The following is a 22,651-nucleotide window of genomic DNA, read 5'->3' as shown; positions in this document are numbered from 1 at the left end:
CTTTCACGGTAAGTAAAGTATTAAGGTTAAAAGTAATGATAAATAAAATGATCGATTGGCAAGCATTATCAAAAAGAGAGCAACAAACAGCACTTGCTCGACCCGCGATAAGTGAGAGTGGTTTACTTTCACAGCAAGTTGAAAACATATTAAATAACGTGAAACGAAATGGTGACAAAGCGCTTTATGAATTAACGGAAAAATTTGATGGTGTAAAACTAACCACATTAACCGTTACTGATGAACAAATAACCGCAGCCAGAGCAGCATTGTCGACTAAAAGATTAAAAGCCATTGAAACGGCTTATGGTCAGATCAGGCGCTTTCACCAAGCACAAATATGTGACGACATTACTGTAGAAACATCCCCAGGCGTTCGTTGTACCTTAAAAACTGAAGCAATCGAAAGTGTTGGTTTATATATTCCGGCAGGCTCTGCACCTTTGCCATCGACGGTACTAATGCTTGGTGTACCTTCACAGTTAGCCCAATGTCCGCGTACTGTTTTAGTTTGCCCTCCCGATATCAATGGTAACCTTGCTGACGAAATTCTAGTGGCCGCAAAATTATGTGAAATTGATGAAATTTACACAGTCGGTGGCGCGCATGGTTGTGCAGCAATGGCTTTTGGCACAGAAACAATAAAACCGGTCAATAAAATATTTGGGCCAGGTAATAAATACGTTACCGAAGCCAAAAAGCAACTTGCTCAACAAGTGAATGGTTTTGCCATTGATATGCCAGCGGGTCCTTCTGAAGTGTTAATTATTGCCGATGCCAATGCAAAAGCAAACTTTGTCGCAGCTGACTTGCTTTCTCAAGCTGAACACGGACCAGATAGCCAAGTTATCTTATTATCTGACAGTGCCGAATTAATTACTAACGTTCAAAATGAGTTACTCAAACAAGTCGCGGTACTTTCTCGTCGAGAGATAGCAGAACAAGCGCTTACACAAAGTCGTTTGATTTTAGTAAAAAGTTTGTCGCAAGCGGTTGAGGTTTCAAATATTTATGCTCCTGAACATTTAATTATTCAAACCGATAATGCTCAAGAGCTATTAAAAACCTTACGCAACGCAGGTTCAATATTTGTTGGTGAGTACACGCCAGAGTCCGCAGGCGATTACGCCAGTGGTACAAATCATGTTTTACCCACTTATGGTTATTCTAAAGTAATTTCTAGTTTATCATTGGCCGATTTTTCTCGACGATTTACTGTGCAAGAGATCACTAAACAAGGCTTATTAAATATTGCCGAATGTATCACTGAGCTCACCGATGCCGAAGGACTAGACGGCCACAAACGAGCAGTAACCATCAGGTTAGAGGAATAATCATGTCAACAATAGCTGATAAACTTGCCCGTGAGGAACTTGTTGATATGGTGCCATACCAATCAGCAAGGCGACTTTATGCAAGTGGAAGTGACACATCGTCTGCGAATAGTAATAAAATTTGGCTTAATGCCAATGAAGCATCAGGTCCAGGGATATATGCTATAGATAGCAATTGCATTAACCGCTACCCTGATTTTCAACCTGACAACTTAATCAATGCTTATAGTGAATATGCCGGATTGTCCCCTGCTAATATTCTTGCTACACGCGGTGCTGATGAAGGTATTGAACTTATCATACGTACCTTTTGTAAAGCCTATCAAGACAGTATTTTAATTTGTCCACCAACATATGGTATGTATGCGATTAGCGCAGAGAATCACGGCGCAAATATAATTCGCGTACCGCTAGTTGATAACCAACTTAATATTGAGGCTATAAAAGCTCAAGTGGGTAAAGTTAAAGTTGTTTTTTTATGCTCACCAGGTAACCCAACGGGTAATGTATTAACCACAGATTCAATTCGAACCGTACTTGAGATGTTTGGTGATAGCGCAATTGTTGTTGTTGATGAAGCTTATATTGAATTTAGTCCTGAAAATAGTACCGCAAGCTGGTTAAAAGATTACCCGCAATTAGTGATTCTTAGAACGTTATCAAAAGCATTTGCCTTAGCGGGTTTACGCTGTGGCTTTACTTTAGCTAATGCTGATATTATTACTATGCTGAGTAAGGTTATCGCCCCTTACCCTATCTCTGCACCAGTAGCAGACATTGCCAGTAAAGCATTAGCAAAATTAGCGCTTGAACAAGTAAGTATCCGTGTTCAAGAAACGGTGATTTTACGTCGCCAATTATTTGATTGGCTGAAAGACCAAGACTGGTGTGCTAAAGTTTTTAACAGTGATGCAAACTTTATTTTATTTCGCGCCGTAGATACTGACACTAAAAACTTTATTTTCGATTGCCTAAAACAACAAGGTATTTTAATTCGCGACCAATCTGCGCAACAACAATTAGCCGATTGTTTACGTATTAGCATAGGTAGCGAACGTGAATTATCGCTCCTAAAACAAACGATTATTAATGCAGTAAAAGAGATATAAAATGCTCAATACAAAAAAACAAAACATACTATTTATCGACAGAGATGGCACTTTAATTGAAGAACCTGTTTCTGATAAGCAAGTAGATACACTTGAAAAATTGGTTTTTGAGCCTGACGTTATTCCAGTGTTATTAGCACTACAAAAAAAGGGTTTCCGCTTAGTTATGGTGTCAAACCAAGATGGCTTAGGAACGACTAGTTATCCACAAGCCGACTTTGATTTACCTCATAACAAGATGATGGATATTTTTTCCTCACAAGGCGTTATATTTGACGATGTATTACTTTGTCCGCATTTTGACAATGAAAATTGCAGTTGTCGTAAGCCTAAACTTGGCTTAGTAAGTGATTACTTACAGCAAGGAAAAGTAAACTTCGAAAACTCTTTTGTGATTGGCGATCGTGATACCGATATACAACTTGCTGCTAACATGGGTATTCGCGGTATAAAATATAACAAAGAAAGCTTAAATTGGTTGGCAATTTCAGCACAATTATTGAACCAACAAGAACGTGAAGCTAAAGTTGTTCGTACCACTAAAGAAACCAATATTAACGTTGCGGTTAATTTAGATAAAGTCGGTACGGTAAAAATTAACACCGGATTAGGCTTCTTCGATCACATGCTTGAGCAAATTGCTGCCCATGGTGGTTTTTCATTGGAGGTCAGTGTCGATGGTGATTACCACATTGATGAGCACCACAGCGTTGAAGATACCGCTCTGGCACTTGGTCAAGCACTAAGGAAAGCATTGGGCGACAAACGTGGTATCGGTCGTTTTGGCTTTGTTCTGCCGATGGATGAATGTCGGGCTGAATGTTCTATCGATTTATCGGGTCGTCCGTGGCTTGAATTTGATGCTGATTTTACTGATAACCGAGTAGGCAATATGTCGACGCAAATGGTTTCACACTTTTTCCGTTCACTTGCTGACTCTATGGCTATTACCCTGCACCTTTCAACAACCGAAGGTAATTGCCATCACCAAGTAGAGAGTTTATTTAAAGTGTTTGGTCGAGCATTACGTCAAGCCATTACGGTAAGTGGTGATGTGCTACCTAGCACGAAAGGTACCCTGTGATGTCTGTTGAAAAAACAATGATGAACGTTATTGTTGATACTGGTTGTGCCAATCTTTCTTCGGTTAAGTTTGCTGTAGAACGTTTAGGCTTTCAAGTGACCATCACTGACGATATTGCTCTTATTAAAAATGCCGACAAAGTGATACTGCCAGGTGTTGGCACAGCGAAACATGCTATGGCAAACATTCGCGCTAAAGGACTGGTTGAAACCTTGCAAAACTTAACTCAACCCGTGTTGGGCTTTTGTTTAGGTATGCAGTTAATGTGTGACTCGTCAGTAGAAAGTAGCGATGGCAAAAAAGTTGACTGTTTAGGTATTATTCATACCGATATTATACCGCTCAATGCTGAAAATAATAGATTACCGCATATGGGCTGGAACACATTAACATCTGTTGGCGATCACCCGGTATTTAAAGGCATAAATATAGGTGACTACTTTTACTTTGTTCATAGCTTTGCCGCGCCAATAAGTGAATACACCTTAGCAACTTGTCAATATGGCTCTAGCTTCTCCGCGGTGATTGCCAAAGATAATTTCATTGGCTGCCAGTTCCATCCCGAGCGTTCAAGTAAATTAGGTAGTAAAATTATTAAGAATTTTTTGGAGTTAGCCCTATGATGATCCCAGCAATTGATTTAATCGATGGCCAAGTCGTACGATTATTTCAAGGTGATTACAGCCAAAAAACTAATTACCAATACACAGTGCAAGAGCGCCAACAAGCCTATGCTAAGTCAGGGGCAACCGTAATGCACTTCGTTGATTTAGACGGCGCTAAAGACTCAACAAAGCGTCAACTTGAAACCTTAAAGACCGTAGTCAAACATCCAACGATGACGATTCAAGTCGGTGGTGGAATTCGTTGTGAAGACGATGTTAAACAGCTATTGGCATTAGGTGCAGACCGTGTAGTCATTGGGAGTTTAGCGATTAAACAACCTGAACTTGTGACTCAGTGGTTAAAAACCTATGGATGTGAAAAAATTGTCTTAGCACTAGATATTAAAATTGATGCTGCTGGCAATAAAACACTCCCTACACACGGTTGGATTGAGGACAGTGGCGTTAATTTAGAAGACCTACTTGCTCAATACCAAAACGCTGGCATCAAACACGTACTATGTACTGATATCAGTAAAGACGGTACGTTAACAGGCACCAATGTAGACTTGTATCGCGAGGTTTGTGCAAAATATCCTGACATCCAATGGCAAGCTTCAGGGGGGATTGGCAGCCTTGACGATATTAAGGCTTTAATTCCAACTGGTGTCAGCGGTGTTATTTTAGGTCGTTCGTTACTTGAAGGTAAATTCACACTTGAGGAGGCGATTGCATGCTGGCCAAACGCTTAAGTTATGGGCTTGAAACCGTGAGTTTTTTATTGTCTAAGCAAAGTACAAAGGTTGAAGTTTTATGTTAGCAAAAAGAATAATACCTTGTCTCGATGTACGTGATGGCAAAGTTGTTAAAGGTGTCCAATTTAGAAACCATGAAATTATTGGTGATATTGTACCACTCGCCCAAAAATACGCAGCCGCAGGTGCTGATGAATTAGTTTTTTATGATATTACCGCCAGCTCAGATAATAGAGTGGTTGATAAAAGCTGGGTTAGCCGTATTGCTGAAGTCATCGATATTCCTTTTTGTGTTGCTGGTGGTATAAAAACAGAGCAAGACGCAAAAGAAATCTTAATGATGGGCGCGGATAAAATATCAGTTAACTCCCCTGCTTTGCGTGACCCTAATTTGATTTCTCGTTTGGCTGACGTTTTTGGTCAGCAATGTATTGTTGTCGGCATTGACAGTTTTTATGATAAAGAAACGGGGTTGTATCAAGTTTATCAATTTACTGGAGATGAAAGTCGTACCCAACAAACCAAGTGGACAACCTTTGATTGGATCAAAGAAGTTCAGCAACGTGGTGCAGGTGAAATCGTTTTAAATTGTATGAATCAAGATGGTGTTCGCCAAGGATATGATATTGCGCAATTACAAAAAGCACGTGCGGTGTGTAATGTTCCTTTAATAGCATCAGGCGGTGCGGGTGAAATATCGCATTTCGCTGACGTTTTCAAACAAGCCGATGTAGATGGCGCACTTGCTGCAAGTGTTTTCCATAAAGGTATCATTGAAATAAACCAATTAAAACAAACATTGAAGAATCAAAATATAGAGATAAGATTATGCTAGTTACCCTAGAGAACATTAATGAATTAGCTTGGGCTAAAATGGAAAGCTTAATACCTGCAATTATTCAGCATCAAGATACGGGTGCCGTTTTAATGCAAGGTTATATGAATGAAGCATCCCTCAAAGCAACATTAACAACGGGTAAAGCGACTTTTTTTAGTCGTTCAAAACAAGCACTTTGGGTGAAAGGTGAGACATCAGGAAACTTTCTCAATGTTAGCCAGGTTCTAACCGATTGTGATAACGATAGTTTGTTAATTGCTTGTCGACCTATTGGACCAAGCTGTCATTTAGGAACTGAGTCATGCTTTCCAGAACAAAAATTAACTCAGCAAAACTTCCTTAGCGAATTAGAGCAAGTGATTGCTAGTCGAAAAGGTTGCGATCCTGAAAGCAGTTATACTGCGCACTTATTTTCGCGAGGCACCACTAAAATAGCACAGAAAGTTGGCGAAGAAGGCGTTGAGGTTGCACTTGCTGCGGTTGCTGAAACCAAAGAAGACTTACTCGGTGAATGTGCTGATTTGTTTTACCACACACTCGTCTTACTTCAAGATAAAAACATTGAAGTATCTGAGGTGATGGCGGTACTACAAAAACGACATAACAAGTAAGCTGAGTTAACTTTAAGATAGTTGTTTATAAGGCACTTTATCAACAGCTATCTTTCTTTAATTAAGCGGCTATACTCAATTTTACGTCTAAGGATAAATAATTTAGAAAAAGATTTTTATACGCCCCGACATAGAGTTATTTAACACTCATGATATTAAAAATATTTACAAAATTAATCACTGTTCTTATACCCTTGCTCTTTATACTCTAGCTAACATTATTTAGTCCCCTTACAAAAGCAGAAGATATCTTAATCTTCATTCGTGATGATGTTTACCAAGATTATATGACCTTCTTAAATGGTCAGGATGTGCATACAATTAAAAATTTTTCAGGAAAAAATATCCGCCGCGATGTTGTCGATATGATTATCGCCCAGCAAGCTTTAAAAATAGGTGGTTTTGAACACAGCTTCAAATATGCAACAGGTAAAATTAACTTTAGAAATACTAAGATGTTGGCATCAGGACGCTTACTCATTAGTTTTGACTCTTATTGGCTTGCTGATGCCAAAGCACTTAATGACAGTGTTTATACTTCTGATGCAGTTATCCGACAAGGCGAATACATTGCCGGTATATACACCAGCCCAAGTAATAATGCTGTTTTAGCTATAACAGAACTCGATGACCTGCAAAAATTTACTGCCGTTTCTACGCCAAAATGGCGTACTGACTGGCAAACGTTAAAGTTATTGTATTTAAAAGAGCTGATCCACGAAGATGAGTGGCTAAGCCAAGCTCGCATGGTAAACCTAGGTTGGATAGACTTCTTATTAATGCCTTTTAATTCGACACCCGATCAATCCTTTACAATGGATAAAATTCATTTAGTGCCGGTAAAAGGTGTTGCTATAGAGCTCAAAGACAGTCGCCACTTTGTTATTAGTACAAAACACCCTCACGGAAAAACCGCATTTAAAGCCATTAATATCGGGTTAAAGAAATTACGAAGTCAGCATAGAATTGTACAAGCTTTTACACAAGCCGGTTTTTTTGTAAGCCCTGACAAAGTCAAAATATTAAACCTAAACTAATGTTTGTACTATCTGCATATTATGTCCTACAGCCCTTATTAAACATCATAAAAAATTCAGTAATTCATTATTTTAATTGACATTTACAGAGAAAAGCGTATATTTTTCCAGCAGAAAATGGATGTTAAAAACAGCTAAGGAATAGCAATGTTTAAATACTGGTCAATAAAAAGTTATGGCACAAAATTATTGCCAACACTAGAACGTGATTTTGGGTGCAAAGAATACTATACTGCTGCTGAAATTCGCATAACAATTTTTAAAAATAACTTCTCCCCCACCTACTTACCTTTAGGTTACATACTCTTTCTTGATGAGATTTCTTTAAAAGAAACGATGTATATCGAGTTCCCTCACATAGATGTTAATCAATATCGACAAGAAATTTCAAATTATTTAATCAGTAAAAGTTATCATGGCTACTTACAGGTACTTCACCACTAAATCTAGGTATTATGCCAATATGACTCATTATTTGAGGACGTCTACCGATGAAACTAGCTATTAATCAGTTAGATATTTAATATTTATAATACCTCACTATTAAAGTCAGTAAGCTTATCTTGAGCATTGGCTTTGCTAATAAAGTAAACCTGCTAATTAATAAAATGGGTGTTATTAACTTTACCTAGTAGATAAATCATGAAAAAATAAACTGTTTCCTGATAATCAAAATAGGTAAGGTTTAATGAAAGTAGCTTGGCAAGTGAAGCATTTTAAAGCGCTCAATATCGATGAACTGTATGAAATATTAAAGCTTCGTATTGATGTTTTTGTGGTTGAGCAAACTTGTTTTTATGCTGATATTGATGATGTTGACCGGCACGAGGATACGGTTCACCTCTTTTGTTACCTAGAGGGTAAGATTGCTGGTTACTTGCGTATTTTAGCAAAAGGCCAAAGTTACCGCGACTATATTGCTATTGGCAGAGTTATTGTTGCCAGTCATGCGAGAGGGACAGGTTTAGGTCACCAGTTAATGGCTGAGGCGTTAACCGTTTGTCAGCAATATTTTCCAGATCAACAAATTAAAATATCAGCCCAAGAGCACCTTGAAAGCTTTTATGGCAATCACGGTTTTGAACGTGTTTCTGCTATGTATCTTGAAGATGATATTCCGCACATCGCCATGTTAAAAGTTGATCAATAAATAAGCAGATATTTTAAACCGTTATTACAAGCGTAGCGCTCAAATAAGCATTGCAGTATTCATGCTTATTTGAGTTATATATAACCTCAAAAGAGGGTAGTACTCGCTAAACTGCAGTAATAAATAAGCGGATATTTTCAACGGCTAGAATAAGCATAACAAGGAATAATGATAACATGCCTATTTGACGCTGCTTAGAAACCCCAGTAGTTTTTGAAAGTCCTACGGCGTGCAGAATACGGCCAATAAATAATATCGCACCTAAAGCGTGCAGTACTATCGGGCTTGCCCCGTTAACCTCATAAATACCCAACATTATCAACGCCATAGGAATATACTCAGCAAAGTTACCATGTACACGAATTGCTTTGGCAAGGGGTTGATGACCACCGTCACCAATACCGGCTTTAAACTGTAAACGTAGGCGAATAATATTGATGGCTAAACCAACAAATAAAAGCGCCAACAAACTCGTGTAGAGGCCTGTTATCGATAAACTTACTACCATGAAATTTCTTCTTATATTTATAGATGAGGGAATATAGTTTACGTTTTAAAATTAATTTTGATAGCCTAAAAGGCCATTTTTTTAAGAAAAATTACCCTGTCTATTTTTCACAGCCAATAAAAACAAAAAAATTCGCCGAAGCGAACTTTTTGTTAGGTATTTATAAGCTCGTTATTAGTTACTTGTTAATAAAGGGCTTATAAAATCAACCGAATTAATTTAATTCGTTAGCAAGTAAAGCACTGACTTCTTCTACAGGCTTAGTGCCGTCAATCGTTAAATACGAACATGCACCCGCTTTTGCTTCATCTTGATAGTAAGCCACTAATGGTTTAGTTTGCTCATGGTAAATGCCCAGGCGTTTGCGGACTGTGGCTTCTTCATCATCAGGACGAATAGACAAGTCTTCACCGGTATTGTCATCTTTACCTTCAACTTTAGGCGGATTATAAACTAAATGATAAACACGACCAGAACCGGCATGAACACGACGACCACTCATGCGATCAACAATGACTTCATCAGGAACATCAAATTCAACGACACTGTCAACTGAAACGCCGTTATCTTTCATCGCATCTGCTTGTGGAATTGTACGAGGAAAACCATCAAGCAAAAAACCTGCTTTACAATCATCTTGTGCAATACGTTCTTTGACTAAACCAATAATCAGATCATCAGAAACTAATTGCCCAGCATCCATCACTGCTTTAGCTTTATTACCCAGGTCAGTACCTGCTTTAATAGCAGCACGTAACATGTCACCCGTAGAAATTTGTGGAATACCAAATTTAGCCATTAGGAATTGTGCTTGAGTGCCTTTGCCAGCGCCCGGAGCACCTAATAAAATAATGCGCATAAAATATTGCCTTATATGTTTAATATACTAATTAGGCTGTTGTACTGGTGTCAAAACGTCTCGAATATAACAGCCAAATGAGTATTTTTTCGATTGTGCAACACTATACAAGTTCAATTGTAGTCAGACAAGTAGCATTACCGCTCTATCATCAAAAAAGGCACTAAAAAGCTATTTTTTATACTAAAGTCTATGGAGTTATCGAGGTGATATAAGGCATTTAAAGATAATACCCCAAATTATAATCAACAAAGAGACAAGCAAATAAGGACTAATGAGTCTTACTTACTATAAAGAAAAAACTTGCGATAAAAATATAATCTCCTAGCACTTGGGTAATAAGTAAATTTAAATGACCCTTTTCTACTGTGAGATTTCCATAGATACGCAATACGTTAACCATGTAGCTTAGAGCAGCCAAAAAAATGATTAAACACTCAGTGCCTTACCTTTATTAGGATCAGTAAAGGTAAAGCTTGCGTTGTAACCTACTGATGAGTCATTGTGGTTGAGTGTAAAAAATTAATTTATTCACACTCAATATATTTTATATATAAAATAAAGCGTTAAGCATACTTTTAATAACCGCTTCTAGGTGGTTACCCCTATTGCTTGTTGACAGTATTAACTATATAAATTTATGTGGTAATAATAAGTAGTTCCGCGATCAGCCTTATGGAAAGCAGCAATGAATCAGATACATAGATGTTGTAGAAACTCTTTTTTTATTATTATATTTTACCTTGTCGCGAATTTATTAACGATAACTTCTGTTGTAGCACAAGACATAGTGGGTGAAGATGTTGATGAAATAATAAGTTTGTTAAACCAACAACAATATTCAACAGACTATTTTCAAGAAAAATTATTGCCTCGCCTGGCCAGTATTGATAACGATAACCAAAAAATAAACTTATTGATTCAATCTTGTGTTTATAGCATGTTTGCCGATCAATACAGTGAGGTAAAAATTTGTAGTCAACGTCTCAGTATTTTAGCCGTGCAGATTAAAAATAAAAGTGCGAAAAATATTGCCGCTATTTATTTAATCGTTGGAGAAGTAAACTTACAAGACTCATCCGACGTCGCACATAAAAAATTAAGTACACTTTAGCCAACATTAATAAGCAAGCGCGCAAAAATTCATTATGATATAGCCTTAGCCATGACAGCTATTAGAGAAGATTTTCCTATTTTAGAAAATCAGATACTGCGTAATAGCCTGCAAAAAATAATCGGACAATCAAATTATTCTTTCGAAGAATTTGCCATGCTTTGGGCACTCTCTGCTATTTCTAAAGATGCAAATGAATATGTTAATTTAACTCTGCGGTTATTACGCTCATCAAACAAACATAATTACGTTATTAATAAAGCGTCTTTTCTATATAATTTACAATGGCATTTAACCGGTGTTAACGAAATTATTATTGCCAATCGTGTGGCTAATGAGTTACTAAAACTCGCCAAAGAAGAAACAGATGAAAACAGTAAAGTGTTACTTTTATTAGCCTACTTAGATAATAAAGCACGGCTTAAAGAAAATGTTCCTACTGAAACAATAAGCTATATAAAATCAGTTACCACTGATGATGTATTTTGGCAGGCTTGGTTAAATACTGTCTTGTCATTTTATTATGCAACTGAACAAAACGAGCAAATGTCACGGTATTATTTCGATGTAGCAAAGCACTACTTTGATGCTCAACCCGACTTAGCTACCCCTGATGAATTTATAGAAATTGAATCAATACTCGCCTTTAACAGTAAGGACTATAGCAAGGCAAAAGCTTTGCAAGATAAATTTTGGTGGAAAAAATACTTAACAATAAAAACCAACCAGCAAAATAATATTATTGATGTTAGAAATACCCTCAAGAAAGTCATTGATGAAGAACAAAAAAGCAGAATAGTTGTCGAACAACTGTTATTGAAGTCTGAACAAGCCAGTATCACATTGGCGACGGTATTATTTATTATTTTTATCTTAGTTATCTTTCAATACAAAATGTATTTAAAACTAAAACATGAAGTAGAAACAAGAGTTAAAGCTGAGGTCGGTTTGCGTGAGGCAAAATCATTGGCAATAGAAGCTAAGATAGATGCGGAAAAAGCAACGATGAAAGCTGAAAAGGCGAATCAAGCTAAAAGCGAGTTTTTATCAAACATGAGTCATGAGATCCGCACACCAATGAATGGTGTTTTAGGCTCACTACAAGTATTAAAACAAGAAAATTTATCTGACTCATCAAAAGAATTAGTTGATATCGGCATTATTTCCTCTAAAAATCTCATTACAATTATTAATGATATTTTAGATTTATCTAAAATCCAATCAAACAATATTAGCTTAGAATCGCTGCCAACCAACATTGGTGAACTGTTCAAATCTATTATTTTAGAACTGTCTTTTTTAGCAGAGCAACAAGGTATTACCTTAATTTTTACTATAGAAGAAGATCTTTGTACTTACTGGTTAACGGACCCGATAAGGTTAAGACAAATTATTGTAAATTTAATTTCTAATGCGCTTAAATTTCCCCCTAAAGGTGAAGTTAGCATAACGCTTATGGAGAAAGATGAGAAAGTGGTTTTCGAAGTCAAAGACACGGGAATTGGATTATCACCCGCTCAAATTAAAAAACTTTTTATCCGTTATGAACAAGCAGATACTTCCACAACAAGAAATTATGGTGGTACGGGTCTAGGTCTGTCTATTGCCAAGCAATTAACAAACTTGATGGGGGGTGACATTAACGTCATTAGTGAAGAAAATGTTGGCTCTATTTTTAGTGTGGTATTGCCATTAAAGAAAACTACGTTGAAAAGTCATAGCAAGTTAGCATTGAAAAAAACGCAAGCCCCACAGGCACAGGGATTCGATATTCTATTGGCAGAAGACAACAAAATAAATCAAAAAGTATTTAATGCTGTTATACGCCCGACTAAAGCAAACATTCGTATTGCAAATGATGGCATAGAGGCAATAGCAGAAATCGGCAAACTAATACCTGATTTAATTTTTATGGATATTCAAATGCCAAATATGGATGGCGTTGAAGCGTGTAAGGCGATTAAAAAAAGCAATCCAAATATCCCAATTATTGCCTTAACGGCGAATGTTATGGCCCACGATATTAAAAAGTACCGACAAGCAGGATTTGATGATTGTTTAGGCAAGCCCATTGACGTTCAGGAAATTTATACACTATTGCAAAAATTTTTAACAAGTGCCCAGACCAATAAAGCCAGTGATATTGATAACGGTTCTTTAAAAATTAACGCCATTACCTATAGAGAGAAGTAACTTATGGTTACTACATGCTTAGTTAACTTTTAATGCCTTTAGGCTGCAAATAACCGATACGATAATGCCAATTTTATGGTGAGATAAGATAATTGTTATAGGTCAAAATAACAGGCTCTGCTAGCGTTCATCTTGATATTGCGTTGAGTATTAACGTTCAGCTTTAAATTAATGAACTCAAATGAAAGCATATACTTAGATAGTGGGTCTAGTGGGTACTTGTTCAATTATATTATCGAAAAGCCCATGAATAAATTTTTTATAGCAATAATTGCCGCCATTATTTTAATACCTAGCCTCTATGCGGGTATTTCATCAACTTTATATACCACTCAAGTTGAATGGCATAATTATCAAGACGCGCGTGCAATGGACTCAACAAAACCAATTTTTGTCTTTGCTAAAATGCGCTTTTGTACAACCTGTGCAGCAATGGAAAAAGATGTTTTTACAGATCCCGCTCTAGCTAAAATATTGAATGAGCAGTTTATTCCTGTTAGAGAAACTATCAACTTTATGCTTTCAAGTTTTGTTTTTGACGATCTTAAAGATAACAAAGGTGAGCAGCTTACTTTTAGAGGATTTCCAGCGGTGATGATCGTTCGCGGTGACCAATATTCCTTGAGTCATGGTTATAAAAGTGTTGAGCAACTACAAACACTGTTAAATAAAGCCACAAATAAAGTAGACTGAATTAGATATAAAAAAGGAGCCGAAGCTCCTTTTTTTTTAATCTGTACACTAAGAAATATTAAAAGCTTACTTAGTAAGGCTCAACATTAATTTGTTTAAACGTGCAACAAAACTTGCTGGGTCTTTTAAGCTACCACGCTCAGCTAACATCGCCTGTTCAAACAATACTTGCGTCCACTGATTGAATTTTTCATCATCAGTTTCATTAGCAACATGTTTTACTAACTCATGCTCTGCATTGATTTCGAAGATAGGTAATGCGTCAGGTACTTCTTGTCCAACTGATTGCATAAGCTTCATCATTTGGCTGCTCATGTCGTGCTCATCGGCAACGATACAAGCTGGAGAATCAGTTAAACGTTGCGACAATTTAACATCTTTCACTTTACCAGCTAATGATGTTTTAATACGGGTAACAACAGAATCGAACTCTTGCTCAAGTTTTTCTTGTGCTTGTTTTGATTCTTCATCTTCCATATCACCTAGGTCTAAACCACCACGCGTGACCGATTGTAATTGCTTGCCATCAACTTCTGTTAAGTGGCTCACTAACCATTCATCGATACGGTCAGACATTAATAATACTTCAATGCCCTTTTTACGGAAAACTTCTAAATGTGGGCTGTTTTTAGCCGCTTCAAAGCTGTCTGCAACAACATAGTAAATCTTTTCTTGTCCTTCTTTCATACGTTCTACGTATTCAGGAATTGAAACACTTTGAACCGCAGTATCATGCTCTGTTGAGGCAAAGCGTAATAAGTTTGCAACTTGCTCTTTATTACCTTGATCTTCTGCTGGGCCTTCTTTCAATACTTGACCAAACTCGTTCCAAAATGACTGGTATTGCTCTTTGTCTTTTTTACCTAGTTTTTCAAGCATTTTAAGTACGCGTTTAGTACAGCCTTTACGGATCGCTTGGGTAATTTTGTTATCTTGTAAAATTTCACGAGAAACGTTTAATGGTAAATCATTTGAATCTAATAAACCTTTTACAAAACGTAAATATGTAGGCATAAACTGTTCAGCGTCGTCCATTATAAATACGCGTTGAACAAATAGCTTTAAACCATGTTGTTTTTCACGGTTATGCATGTCAAATGGCGCTTTGCTTGGAATATAAAGTAATGATGTATATTCAGTTTTACCTTCTACTTTATTGTGCTCCCAGACAAGTGGGTCGCCAAAGTCATGTGATACATGCTTGTAGAATTCTTTATATTCGTCATCAGAAACTTCTGATTTTTCACGAGTCCACAATGCAGTGGCTTTATTGACAGGTTCCCATTTGGCAGGTACTTCAGCAACGGCTTCAGCAGCTGGAACAGTAACATTGTCTTCGTCATCTTTAACTTCAGCAACGGCTTCAACACCAGGAACTGCTGGTGTTAGCATTTCAACAGAAACAGAAATATGATCTGAGTACTTAGTGACTATTGATTTTAAACGCCAATCGTCAGCGTATTCTTGCTCTTCTTCTTTTAAGTGAAGAATAATATCGGTACCACGATTAGTCTTTGAAATTTTAGCGGTGGTGAATTCACCTTCGCCAGCACTTGTCCATTCAACACCTTCGGATGCATCAACACCAGCAGCGCGAGAACGCACAGTTACTGAGTCTGCAACGATAAATGCTGAATAAAAACCAACACCAAATTGACCAATAAGTTGTGAGTCTGAAGCTTGATCGCCAGAAAGTTGCGAGAAAAACTCAGCCGTACCTGATTTAGCGATAGTACCTAAATGATCAATAATTTGATCATGCGTCATACCAATACCATTATCAGAAATGGTAAGCGTATTATTTTCTTTATCGCAACTAACACGTACGCGTAAATCACCATCACCTTCGTATAGATCAGCATTTGATAGTGCGTTAAAGCGAAGTTTGTCAGCAGCATCGGCCGCATTTGACACTAACTCACGTAAGAAGATTTCTTTGTTTGAGTAAAGTGAATGGATCATTAATTTAAGTAATTTAGCGTTATCAGTTGCAAACTGATGATTTTCTTTTTGGCCTGTTTCTGACATTTGAAATATATCCTACATTTATCGGTGTTTAAAAGAGAACATGCAAATATGATGCTCACGTTGATAGATAACATGTGGGGCTAAGAGAAATTATTTCAAGGGAATGTGATGTTTCTTAGGTAAAATAAATTTAAAAATATGCTTTGAATATGTGTTCAAAGCATAAATTTACTCAAGATTAGAATGAATAGCTCTTACGTCCTGATAAAGCATGAGATAAGGTGTTACCGTCAACATATTCAAGTTCACCACCAACAGGCACACCATGGGCAATTCGAGAAATAACCACTTGATATTTTTTAGCCAGTTCGGCAATAAAATGTGCGGTAGCTTCTCCTTCAACCGTTGGATTGGTTGCTAAAATAATTTCCTTAAACTGATCTGTCGCCAGCTGTTTCTCTAATATATCTAAGCCAAGATCATCCGGTCCAATACCATCTAGCGGCGATAAGTGCCCCATTAAAATAAAATAACGTCCTTGAAACTCCCCGGTTTGTTCTATAGCAATAACATCACCTGGACTTTCAACAATACAGAGCTGCTGGTTTATAAGCCGCTTAGCACTTTGGCAAATTTCACAGGTATCATCTTCAGTAAAATTTCGGCATTGTGAACAATGACCAATATTTTCCATCGCCACTTTTAATGTACCCGCAAGCTTAGCGCCGCCAATACGATTACGTTCAAGTAAATGAAACGCCATACGCTGCGCCGATTTAGCGCCAACACCCGGTAAACATTTAAGTGAATTGATTAATTCTTGAACCAGTGGACTAAATTTCATAACAACCTTAAAACAATGTTTAGCTAATTTTCAACGCAGGCAGTTTATCAGTTGAAGCATAAAAACCAAGATAAATTATTCTCTCGTCACTAAAAATAATACGCTATGATAGTCCAAGAATAATTATCAAAACGAATCGCTATGTTATCCAATATTTTTATTACCTTAGCCTTACTCATTGTCAGCGCTTTTTTCTTATCACGATATTTCACTTTACCTAAAAACATTTGGCTGCTTTTTATTGCCCAACCCCTTGTTATGGCGGCATCACCGGTGATTGTTTTTATTGGCGGTATATTGTCGACCCGTATGGCAAGTGATCCTTCTTTAGCGACCCTCCCCGTTACCGTGATGATTTTAGGGGTAGCCTGTGGTGCTATTCCTGCGGCTATGTTGGCAAAAAATAAAGGTCGCCGCTTTGCGATTTTTACCGGTTATAGTGTTGGTTTAGTTGCGACCTTAACGGCAATGGTCTCTGCACTTATTGCTAACTTTGAACTCTTTGTCTTTGCTGGTTTACTCTTTGGTATTAGTACCTCATTTATCCAGCAATTACGTTTTGCAGCAATTGAGAGTATTAAGGACGATAAAGATATTCCAACCGTGTTGTCGATTTTAATGCTAAGTGGCATTTTTTCCGCTTTTCTAGGCCCTGAAATAGCCGTAGTCGCGAAAGATTGGTTAGCATCTCCCTATGGATATGCTGGCTCATTTTTAGTGTTAGCCGGATTAATCGTTTGTGCGATGATTATTATGCTGAATTTTAAAAACACCCAGATTGAATCTCATCAACAAGTGGGCGACACTCGCCCATTGAGTGAAATTATCAAACAACCTATTTTTATTATTGCAATATTATCAGCGGCCATTGGTTTTGCCTTAATGAGTTACTTAATGACAGCAACCCCCTTGAGCATGCACCAGATGAGCGGTCATAGCTTACACGAGACAAAATGGGTAATTCAAAGCCATATTGCCGCGATGTTTATCCCTTCACTTTTTACCGCTTGGTTAGTAAAAAGAATCGGCTTGAAAAGCTTAATGTTAATTGGCACAGTGATTTATGCGTTAGTCGCTGTTGTGGCACTTTCTGGCGAGCAGGTTATGCACTATTGGTGGGCACTGATTTTATTAGGCATAGGTTGGAATTTTTTGTTTTTGACCGGAACAACCTTACTGCCGCAAAGTTATAAGCCGAGTGAACGACACAAAGTACAAGCAATTAATGACTTTATTATTTTTGGTTTACAAGCAACTGCATCGTTACTCGCTGGTTGGGTTTTATTTAAAGCGGGTTGGCATACAGTAGTTCTTACGAGTATGCCCTTTATTGCCATACTCTTTGCAGTAACTTGGTTTTACTATATTAAAGACAGAAAAAAAGCCACCAACAAGGCAGCTAAATCTTAGCAATAATAGCATCGACTTATTTACAGGTGGTCATCGTTGTCTGAAAGACCAACGCCAATAGAAAAAGTCATTTTGTCAGCTACCTCAAACTCTAGACCAGCGATTGCTTTATAAGCAATCTGCTGATTTTTTTCTTCACCAAAAAGTGCACTCTGGTTCGTTTGCACCGCGCCAAGGGCTAGTTCAATAAATGGTGAGACATTATCACTTAAGCTAACATAGTTAAAACGAGAAGTTGCCCATAATCCCAGTGATTGATAATTACCCGAAGAAACTTGCCGTTCTTTAGATAAATGATTGGCGTCAACATTTTCAGCTAAGCCACTAAAATGTGCTTTGGCATAATGAATTGAAACCTCTGTCGCTAGCTGCCAGTCGTCATTCAATTGATAACGCTTACCTACACCAAGATAAACTTCAGGAACAAGATCAATTTGAGTCTCACTTAAGGCTAAGTTAGCTAAATTATCATAATGGCTTAGACCAAAACCAACAAAAGCATACGATTCCTCATCAGTTGCTATTGCCGAAAAGCTTACTAGGTGACCCACTAAGGCTCCACAGGTAATCATTATCGCTATAGATTTGTTCATCTTCATTCCTTGTTTATTGATCTTTTTCATAAAGTAAAATATCGCCTGGCTGACAATCTAGTGTTTGGCAAATGGCTTCAAGCGTTGAAAACCGTATCGCTTTTGCTCGACCACTTTTAAGTACAGATAAGTTTTGTGGCGTTATGCCTACTGACAAAGCAAGATCGTTTAATTTCATTTTACGTTTTGCTAGCATAACGTCCAGTTCTATAATCATAGCCACTAGATAACTAACTCCTGCTCTTGATGCAAGCTAGTCGCTTCGCTCATTATCCAAGCTATCACGTATATCACTAAACCAATTAATAAAAATCTTAACTCATCAGAGCCTAAGCTTATGTATAACGATAACGTATCAGAAGCTCCTGAAAATCGTAATACTAAGGTCACCACTATCGGATAAAGAAGCTTTAAGGCAATCCAAGCTAATAGCACAGTACCAATATTTTTAATGCATTGAATATTGGCGACAGTGAATACTAAACCCTGCTGATATAAACCAAATAACTTAAACAAAGACCAATAAATTAAAAGGCTTGGCAACAAATCTGCACTGCCTAGTATAAGCAAAGCGTTAAAACCTTCATCGGTTAAGGCTAACGCTAAATTTTCCCAACTACCTGAAAAGTCGATATTGGCCGCTGAAGAAATAAATGAAAAATTGTCAGTTAGCTCAAAGGTGCCTTCATTATTAACCCCAAATAGTAATAAAAACGTAAAGCTGAAAACTTGCATAACAACAAATAGCGCAACGAGTGCCCTAACTATTTTACTTACTTTGCTGATCCTATGATGCGCTAACATAAAACTTATAACCTAAATTTATTCAATAAGCCTAATGTAGCAGAAAAAACATGCTTATCAATCTATTTTTATCGATAAACGATAAATAAATACTGTTGTATAATTACCCGCTGACTTTAGTTAGCGAGAAAAACGATTCAATATCGATTCACCTTCCTCGCTAGGGAACAGCTTGACCATTTCTCGCTTCAAATAATCGATACCAATCTTCACGGCTATAATTGAGTTCTAGTGCTACTTTTGCAGCAATAATTCGTTCTGGTGTGGTCGAACCAATAATAGGAAATATCTTCGCGGGGTGTTTTAGTAACCAAGCAAGAATAATTTGCCAAGGTTGACAGTTATACACTTGTGCTTGCGAAGTTAACTCCTCGGCGATACGTTGTTCATCTTCAACTGAAAAGGTATTCCCCCATGCAGAGTAGGCAACACCACCTAACGGGCACCAGGCAATTGGCGATAGTTTATCTTGTTGACATTGATCCAAAGTTCCGTCATTTAACGCATCAACATTATGAATATTAATTTCTATCTGATTCACCAATAACGGTAAATCTAATGCACTTTGTAACATCGCTACTTGTGAGGGTTTAAAGTTACTTACGCCAAAATGCGCAACTTTACCGCTGTCTTTGAGTTGTTTAAAGGTTTCGGCGACTTCATTAATATCAAATAAATAATCAGGGCGATGTAATAAGAAAAGATCGAGTTGCTCAGTATGCAAACGCTTTAAAGAACCTTCTACACTCGATAAAATATATGCTTTGCTAAAATCATAGCGTGTTGGCGCATAAGTATTTTCATTGTTTTTTGGACGAATACTTGCTTTGGAGGTAAGGATCATCTTTTCTCGCAAGTGCGGTAATTGCTTTAACAATTCACCAAATAATTGTTCACTTGCCCCTCCACCATAAATGTCAGCATGATCAAAATGATTGTAGCCTGCATCAATCGCGCTCTGCACCGCACGTTTGCCTTTATCGATATCATTAACTGATTGATCACCTGCAATTCGCATACAACCATAGATTAATCGTGATGACTGGAGTTCGCTCTTACCTAAACTATAATTTTTCATTACAACTTTGCTCTCGTTTTATCGCTAATTGACTGACATAATAGCGACTTTATGGTTGTTGTTCATCAACAACTCAATCACTGCATACGTATAAATAAGGTTTTTTCATTGCAACATTTTATTTGGGATATTGATCCAGTTTTACTTTCTATAGGTCCTTTAAGCGTTCATTGGTATGGCGCGCTATTTGCTGCCGCTATCATATCGGGTTTACAGGTGATGAAATGGGTGTATCAAACAGAGCACAAAAACCTAGAGGCTCTGGACAACTTACTGATGTATTCTGTATTTGGTATAATTATTGGTGCTCGCTTAGGCCATTGTTTTTTTTACGATCCTCAATATTACTTTGCTAATCCTTTAAAGATACTGGCCATTTGGGAAGGTGGTCTTGCTAGCCATGGCGGCGGTTTAGGACTTATTATTGCATTAGGTATATACGCAAGAAAGTATCAAGAAAACTATTTATGGCTGCTCGACCGATTAGCTATTTGTACCGCACTCTTTGGTGTATTTGTTCGTTCAGCTAACTTTGTTAACTCTGAAATATTAGGCGTTGCCAGTGATGCGCCTTGGGCTATTATTTTCGCGCGTATTGATAATATACCTCGCCACCCTGCGCAACTTTATGAAGCGATTGCGTATTTACTGATTTTTATTATTCTCTTCTTTATCTATAAAAAATCAAAAGATAAAACGCCTAAGGGTTCATTATTAGGCTTATTTTTAATATTAACCTTCACCGCTCGATTTTTAATTGAGTCAGTAAAAGTTAAACAAGCTGCTTATGAGTCGATTTGGGCGTTAAATACCGGGCAAATGCTGAGTATTCCATTTTTTATCGCTGGTATCGTTTTATTAATATGGTCGTTATCTGCCAAGAACAAACTAAAATAAACTGAGTAGCATAATGAGTAAAAAATATTACGTGGTTTGGAAAGGATCAAAAACAGGTGTCTTTGACAACTGGACAACGGTTCAATCCGTAACATCAGGGCGTGCTGATGCTCAATTTATGGGGTTTCCTTCACAAGTTGAAGCAGAAGCCGCTTTTAAGTCAACTTACACCAAAGCATTAACCCAGCGATCCTTAAAAACACCACCACGCAACGGAGCTGAATACCCCGCTGCGGCTAAAACCGCAAGTTCATCATTGAGTCGAGCAACAGCTTCAGCAAAACCTGCTGGCAGCACAGTACGCAGCGATCGTGAAGTCACTAAAGCTAATATCGATATTTATTGTGATGGTGCGTGTTCGCCCAACCCTGGAAAATCAGGGACTGGTGTCGCTGTTTATCATCAAGGTGAAATTCATAGCCTTTGGTATGGTGCCTATAACGCCAATGGTACTAATAACACCGCTGAGTTAATTGGAATGTTACAAGCCTTTAAATTGGCGAAAGCTTATATTGAAGCTAATCCTGGTAGAACCATTCAAGTACTGTCTGATTCAAAATACTCCATCGACAGCATCACGAAATGGGCAACAGGATGGAAAAATAAAGGTTGGAAAAAAGCAAATGGCGAAGCGATTAAAAATCCAGAGTTAGTCAAGGTTTGCTATACACTCTATCAAGAAATTAAAAAACATATTGCTATTACTCATGTTAAAGGTCACGCGAATATTGAAGGTAATGAGCTCGCCGATCGCATGGCTGTACTTGCCAGAACGTCACAAGAAATGAATTTTGTACAATATCAGCAAACAATAAATATTCGCGAAATATTAGCAACCGAAGCGGGATAATAGATCAATATATAATGCGGCCATATAGTCAACGTTCTCATTGGTTAAATGCCGCATAACCTCAAAATAAATAGGAAAAATGCAACGATATTCAATTGTTTCTTTTTTCCTACTTTACTTAAATTTTTCGGTGCTTTGCTCAATCTAAGCTATACTCAACATTCTATTTCTTATCAGAAACGTAGCCATTATCAATCTCTCAAATCATACAATATCTTGTATATTCTCCCAATTAGGTATGAATAACGTCCAAGCAGATATAACAAGTTTTGCAGAGACTCATAAAGCTATTCCAGTAAGATTACCCTTGTATTAAG

At 37.4% G+C, this 22,651-nt stretch carries 24 protein-coding genes; 16 read left to right on the top strand and 8 right to left on the bottom strand.

The window, feature by feature from the left end; translation table 11 throughout:
• Nucleotides 1-35 precede the first annotated feature (35 nt).
• The 10 genes from hisD to H4J62_RS07840 all read left to right on the top strand — a co-directional run bounded on the left by hisD (nt 36) and on the right by H4J62_RS07840 (nt 8,523).
• On the top strand, nt 36-1,334 hold the full coding sequence (gene hisD, locus H4J62_RS07885) for a histidinol dehydrogenase (RefSeq protein ID WP_182217521.1): 1,299 nt from the start codon (nt 36-38) through the stop codon (nt 1,332-1,334).
• Nucleotides 1,335-1,336: 2 nt separating this feature from the next.
• Nucleotides 1,337-2,443 carry a histidinol-phosphate transaminase gene (hisC, locus tag H4J62_RS07880; RefSeq protein WP_182217519.1) on the top strand — a complete coding sequence of 369 codons (1,107 nt, stop codon included), beginning with the start codon at nt 1,337-1,339 and terminating at the stop codon, nt 2,441-2,443.
• A 1-nt stretch (nt 2,444) separates the two neighbouring features.
• Nucleotides 2,445-3,527 (top strand): bifunctional histidinol-phosphatase/imidazoleglycerol-phosphate dehydratase HisB, encoded by a 1,083-nt coding sequence (gene hisB / locus H4J62_RS07875; protein ID WP_182217517.1) that lies wholly within the window; start codon nt 2,445-2,447, stop codon nt 3,525-3,527.
• Nucleotides 3,527-4,150 (top strand): imidazole glycerol phosphate synthase subunit HisH, encoded by a 624-nt coding sequence (hisH, locus tag H4J62_RS07870; protein WP_259364612.1) that lies wholly within the window; start codon nt 3,527-3,529, stop codon nt 4,148-4,150. Before hisB ends, hisH begins: the two co-directional genes overlap by 1 nt.
• The gene (gene hisA, locus H4J62_RS07865; RefSeq protein ID WP_182204062.1) at nt 4,147-4,884 is read left to right on the top strand and encodes a 1-(5-phosphoribosyl)-5-[(5-phosphoribosylamino)methylideneamino]imidazole-4-carboxamide isomerase; all 738 of its coding nucleotides are present in this window, start codon (nt 4,147-4,149) and stop codon (nt 4,882-4,884) included. Before hisH ends, hisA begins: the two co-directional genes overlap by 4 nt.
• 61 nt (nt 4,885-4,945) lie before the next feature.
• Entirely contained in the window at nt 4,946-5,722 is a 777-nt protein-coding gene (gene hisF / locus H4J62_RS07860) for an imidazole glycerol phosphate synthase subunit HisF (protein WP_182217515.1), read from the top strand.
• On the top strand, nt 5,716-6,336 hold the full coding sequence (gene hisIE / locus H4J62_RS07855; protein WP_182217514.1) for a bifunctional phosphoribosyl-AMP cyclohydrolase/phosphoribosyl-ATP diphosphatase HisIE: 621 nt from the start codon (nt 5,716-5,718) through the stop codon (nt 6,334-6,336). The genes hisF and hisIE overlap by 7 nt, the downstream gene beginning before the upstream one ends.
• A gap of 311 nt (nt 6,337-6,647) precedes the next feature.
• Nucleotides 6,648-7,373 carry a hypothetical protein gene (locus H4J62_RS07850; protein ID WP_220465919.1) on the top strand — a complete coding sequence of 242 codons (726 nt, stop codon included), beginning with the start codon at nt 6,648-6,650 and terminating at the stop codon, nt 7,371-7,373.
• 147 nt (nt 7,374-7,520) lie between these two features.
• Nucleotides 7,521-7,817 carry a DUF6559 family protein gene (locus tag H4J62_RS07845; protein ID WP_182217512.1) on the top strand — a complete coding sequence of 99 codons (297 nt, stop codon included), beginning with the start codon at nt 7,521-7,523 and terminating at the stop codon, nt 7,815-7,817.
• 244 nt (nt 7,818-8,061) lie between these two features.
• On the top strand, nt 8,062-8,523 hold the full coding sequence (locus tag H4J62_RS07840) for a GNAT family N-acetyltransferase (RefSeq protein ID WP_182217510.1): 462 nt from the start codon (nt 8,062-8,064) through the stop codon (nt 8,521-8,523).
• Between the two features lie 106 nt (nt 8,524-8,629).
• Here H4J62_RS07840 and H4J62_RS07835 read toward each other — a convergent pair whose 3' ends face one another.
• Both H4J62_RS07835 and adk read right to left on the bottom strand, forming a co-directional pair.
• The gene (locus H4J62_RS07835) at nt 8,630-9,031 is read right to left on the bottom strand and encodes an MAPEG family protein (protein WP_182217508.1); all 402 of its coding nucleotides are present in this window, start codon (nt 9,029-9,031) and stop codon (nt 8,630-8,632) included.
• A 214-nt stretch (nt 9,032-9,245) separates the two neighbouring features.
• Complete coding sequence (gene adk / locus H4J62_RS07830; protein ID WP_182217507.1) at nt 9,246-9,890, bottom strand: adenylate kinase; 645 nt, start codon at nt 9,888-9,890, stop codon at nt 9,246-9,248.
• A 688-nt stretch (nt 9,891-10,578) separates the two neighbouring features.
• Here adk and H4J62_RS07825 point away from each other — a divergent pair.
• The 3 genes from H4J62_RS07825 to H4J62_RS07815 all read left to right on the top strand — a co-directional run bounded on the left by H4J62_RS07825 (nt 10,579) and on the right by H4J62_RS07815 (nt 13,890).
• Nucleotides 10,579-11,004, top strand: coding sequence for a hypothetical protein (locus tag H4J62_RS07825; protein WP_182230853.1), 426 nt, complete (start codon nt 10,579-10,581; stop codon nt 11,002-11,004).
• Between the two features lie 51 nt (nt 11,005-11,055).
• On the top strand, nt 11,056-13,197 hold the full coding sequence (locus H4J62_RS07820) for an ATP-binding protein (protein ID WP_182215402.1): 2,142 nt from the start codon (nt 11,056-11,058) through the stop codon (nt 13,195-13,197).
• Nucleotides 13,198-13,443: 246 nt separating this feature from the next.
• Complete coding sequence (locus H4J62_RS07815) at nt 13,444-13,890, top strand: DUF255 domain-containing protein (RefSeq protein WP_182215404.1); 447 nt, start codon at nt 13,444-13,446, stop codon at nt 13,888-13,890.
• A gap of 66 nt (nt 13,891-13,956) precedes the next feature.
• On the opposite strand, the gene htpG is transcribed toward H4J62_RS07815, so the two are convergent.
• Together htpG and recR are read right to left on the bottom strand one after the other, a co-directional pair.
• Nucleotides 13,957-15,918 carry a molecular chaperone HtpG gene (htpG, locus tag H4J62_RS07810; protein WP_070376215.1) on the bottom strand — a complete coding sequence of 654 codons (1,962 nt, stop codon included), beginning with the start codon at nt 15,916-15,918 and terminating at the stop codon, nt 13,957-13,959.
• Nucleotides 15,919-16,096: 178 nt separating this feature from the next.
• The gene (gene recR / locus H4J62_RS07805) at nt 16,097-16,702 is read right to left on the bottom strand and encodes a recombination mediator RecR (RefSeq protein ID WP_070376214.1); all 606 of its coding nucleotides are present in this window, start codon (nt 16,700-16,702) and stop codon (nt 16,097-16,099) included.
• Nucleotides 16,703-16,843: 141 nt separating this feature from the next.
• Between recR and H4J62_RS07800 the strand changes: the two genes are divergently transcribed.
• Nucleotides 16,844-18,112: an MFS transporter gene (locus H4J62_RS07800; RefSeq protein ID WP_182215405.1), complete on the top strand. Its 1,269-nt coding sequence runs from the start codon at nt 16,844-16,846 to the stop codon at nt 18,110-18,112.
• 20 nt (nt 18,113-18,132) lie between these two features.
• On the opposite strand, the gene H4J62_RS07795 is transcribed toward H4J62_RS07800, so the two are convergent.
• The 4 genes from H4J62_RS07795 to H4J62_RS07780 form a co-directional block, all read right to left on the bottom strand.
• Nucleotides 18,133-18,705: an outer membrane beta-barrel protein gene (locus H4J62_RS07795; RefSeq protein WP_182215407.1), complete on the bottom strand. Its 573-nt coding sequence runs from the start codon at nt 18,703-18,705 to the stop codon at nt 18,133-18,135.
• A gap of 13 nt (nt 18,706-18,718) precedes the next feature.
• Nucleotides 18,719-18,928: a helix-turn-helix transcriptional regulator gene (locus tag H4J62_RS07790; protein ID WP_070376211.1), complete on the bottom strand. Its 210-nt coding sequence runs from the start codon at nt 18,926-18,928 to the stop codon at nt 18,719-18,721.
• On the bottom strand, nt 18,928-19,509 hold the full coding sequence (locus H4J62_RS07785; RefSeq protein WP_070376210.1) for a DUF2975 domain-containing protein: 582 nt from the start codon (nt 19,507-19,509) through the stop codon (nt 18,928-18,930). The genes H4J62_RS07790 and H4J62_RS07785 overlap by 1 nt, the downstream gene beginning before the upstream one ends.
• 160 nt (nt 19,510-19,669) lie before the next feature.
• Nucleotides 19,670-20,587 carry an aldo/keto reductase family oxidoreductase gene (locus H4J62_RS07780; RefSeq protein ID WP_182215408.1) on the bottom strand — a complete coding sequence of 306 codons (918 nt, stop codon included), beginning with the start codon at nt 20,585-20,587 and terminating at the stop codon, nt 19,670-19,672.
• Between the two features lie 108 nt (nt 20,588-20,695).
• Between H4J62_RS07780 and lgt the strand changes: the two genes are divergently transcribed.
• Nucleotides 20,696-21,484 carry a prolipoprotein diacylglyceryl transferase gene (gene lgt / locus H4J62_RS07775; protein WP_070376208.1) on the top strand — a complete coding sequence of 263 codons (789 nt, stop codon included), beginning with the start codon at nt 20,696-20,698 and terminating at the stop codon, nt 21,482-21,484.
• Between the two features lie 13 nt (nt 21,485-21,497).
• Entirely contained in the window at nt 21,498-22,334 is an 837-nt protein-coding gene (locus H4J62_RS07770) for a ribonuclease H family protein (RefSeq protein ID WP_182215410.1), read from the top strand.
• Nucleotides 22,335-22,651 lie beyond the last annotated feature (317 nt).

Origin of the sequence: Colwellia sp. BRX8-5, assembly GCF_014077325.1 — a bacterium.
Classification (GTDB): domain Bacteria; phylum Pseudomonadota; class Gammaproteobacteria; order Enterobacterales; family Alteromonadaceae; genus Colwellia_A.
This window is presented reverse-complemented; position numbering and strand designations above follow the sequence as displayed.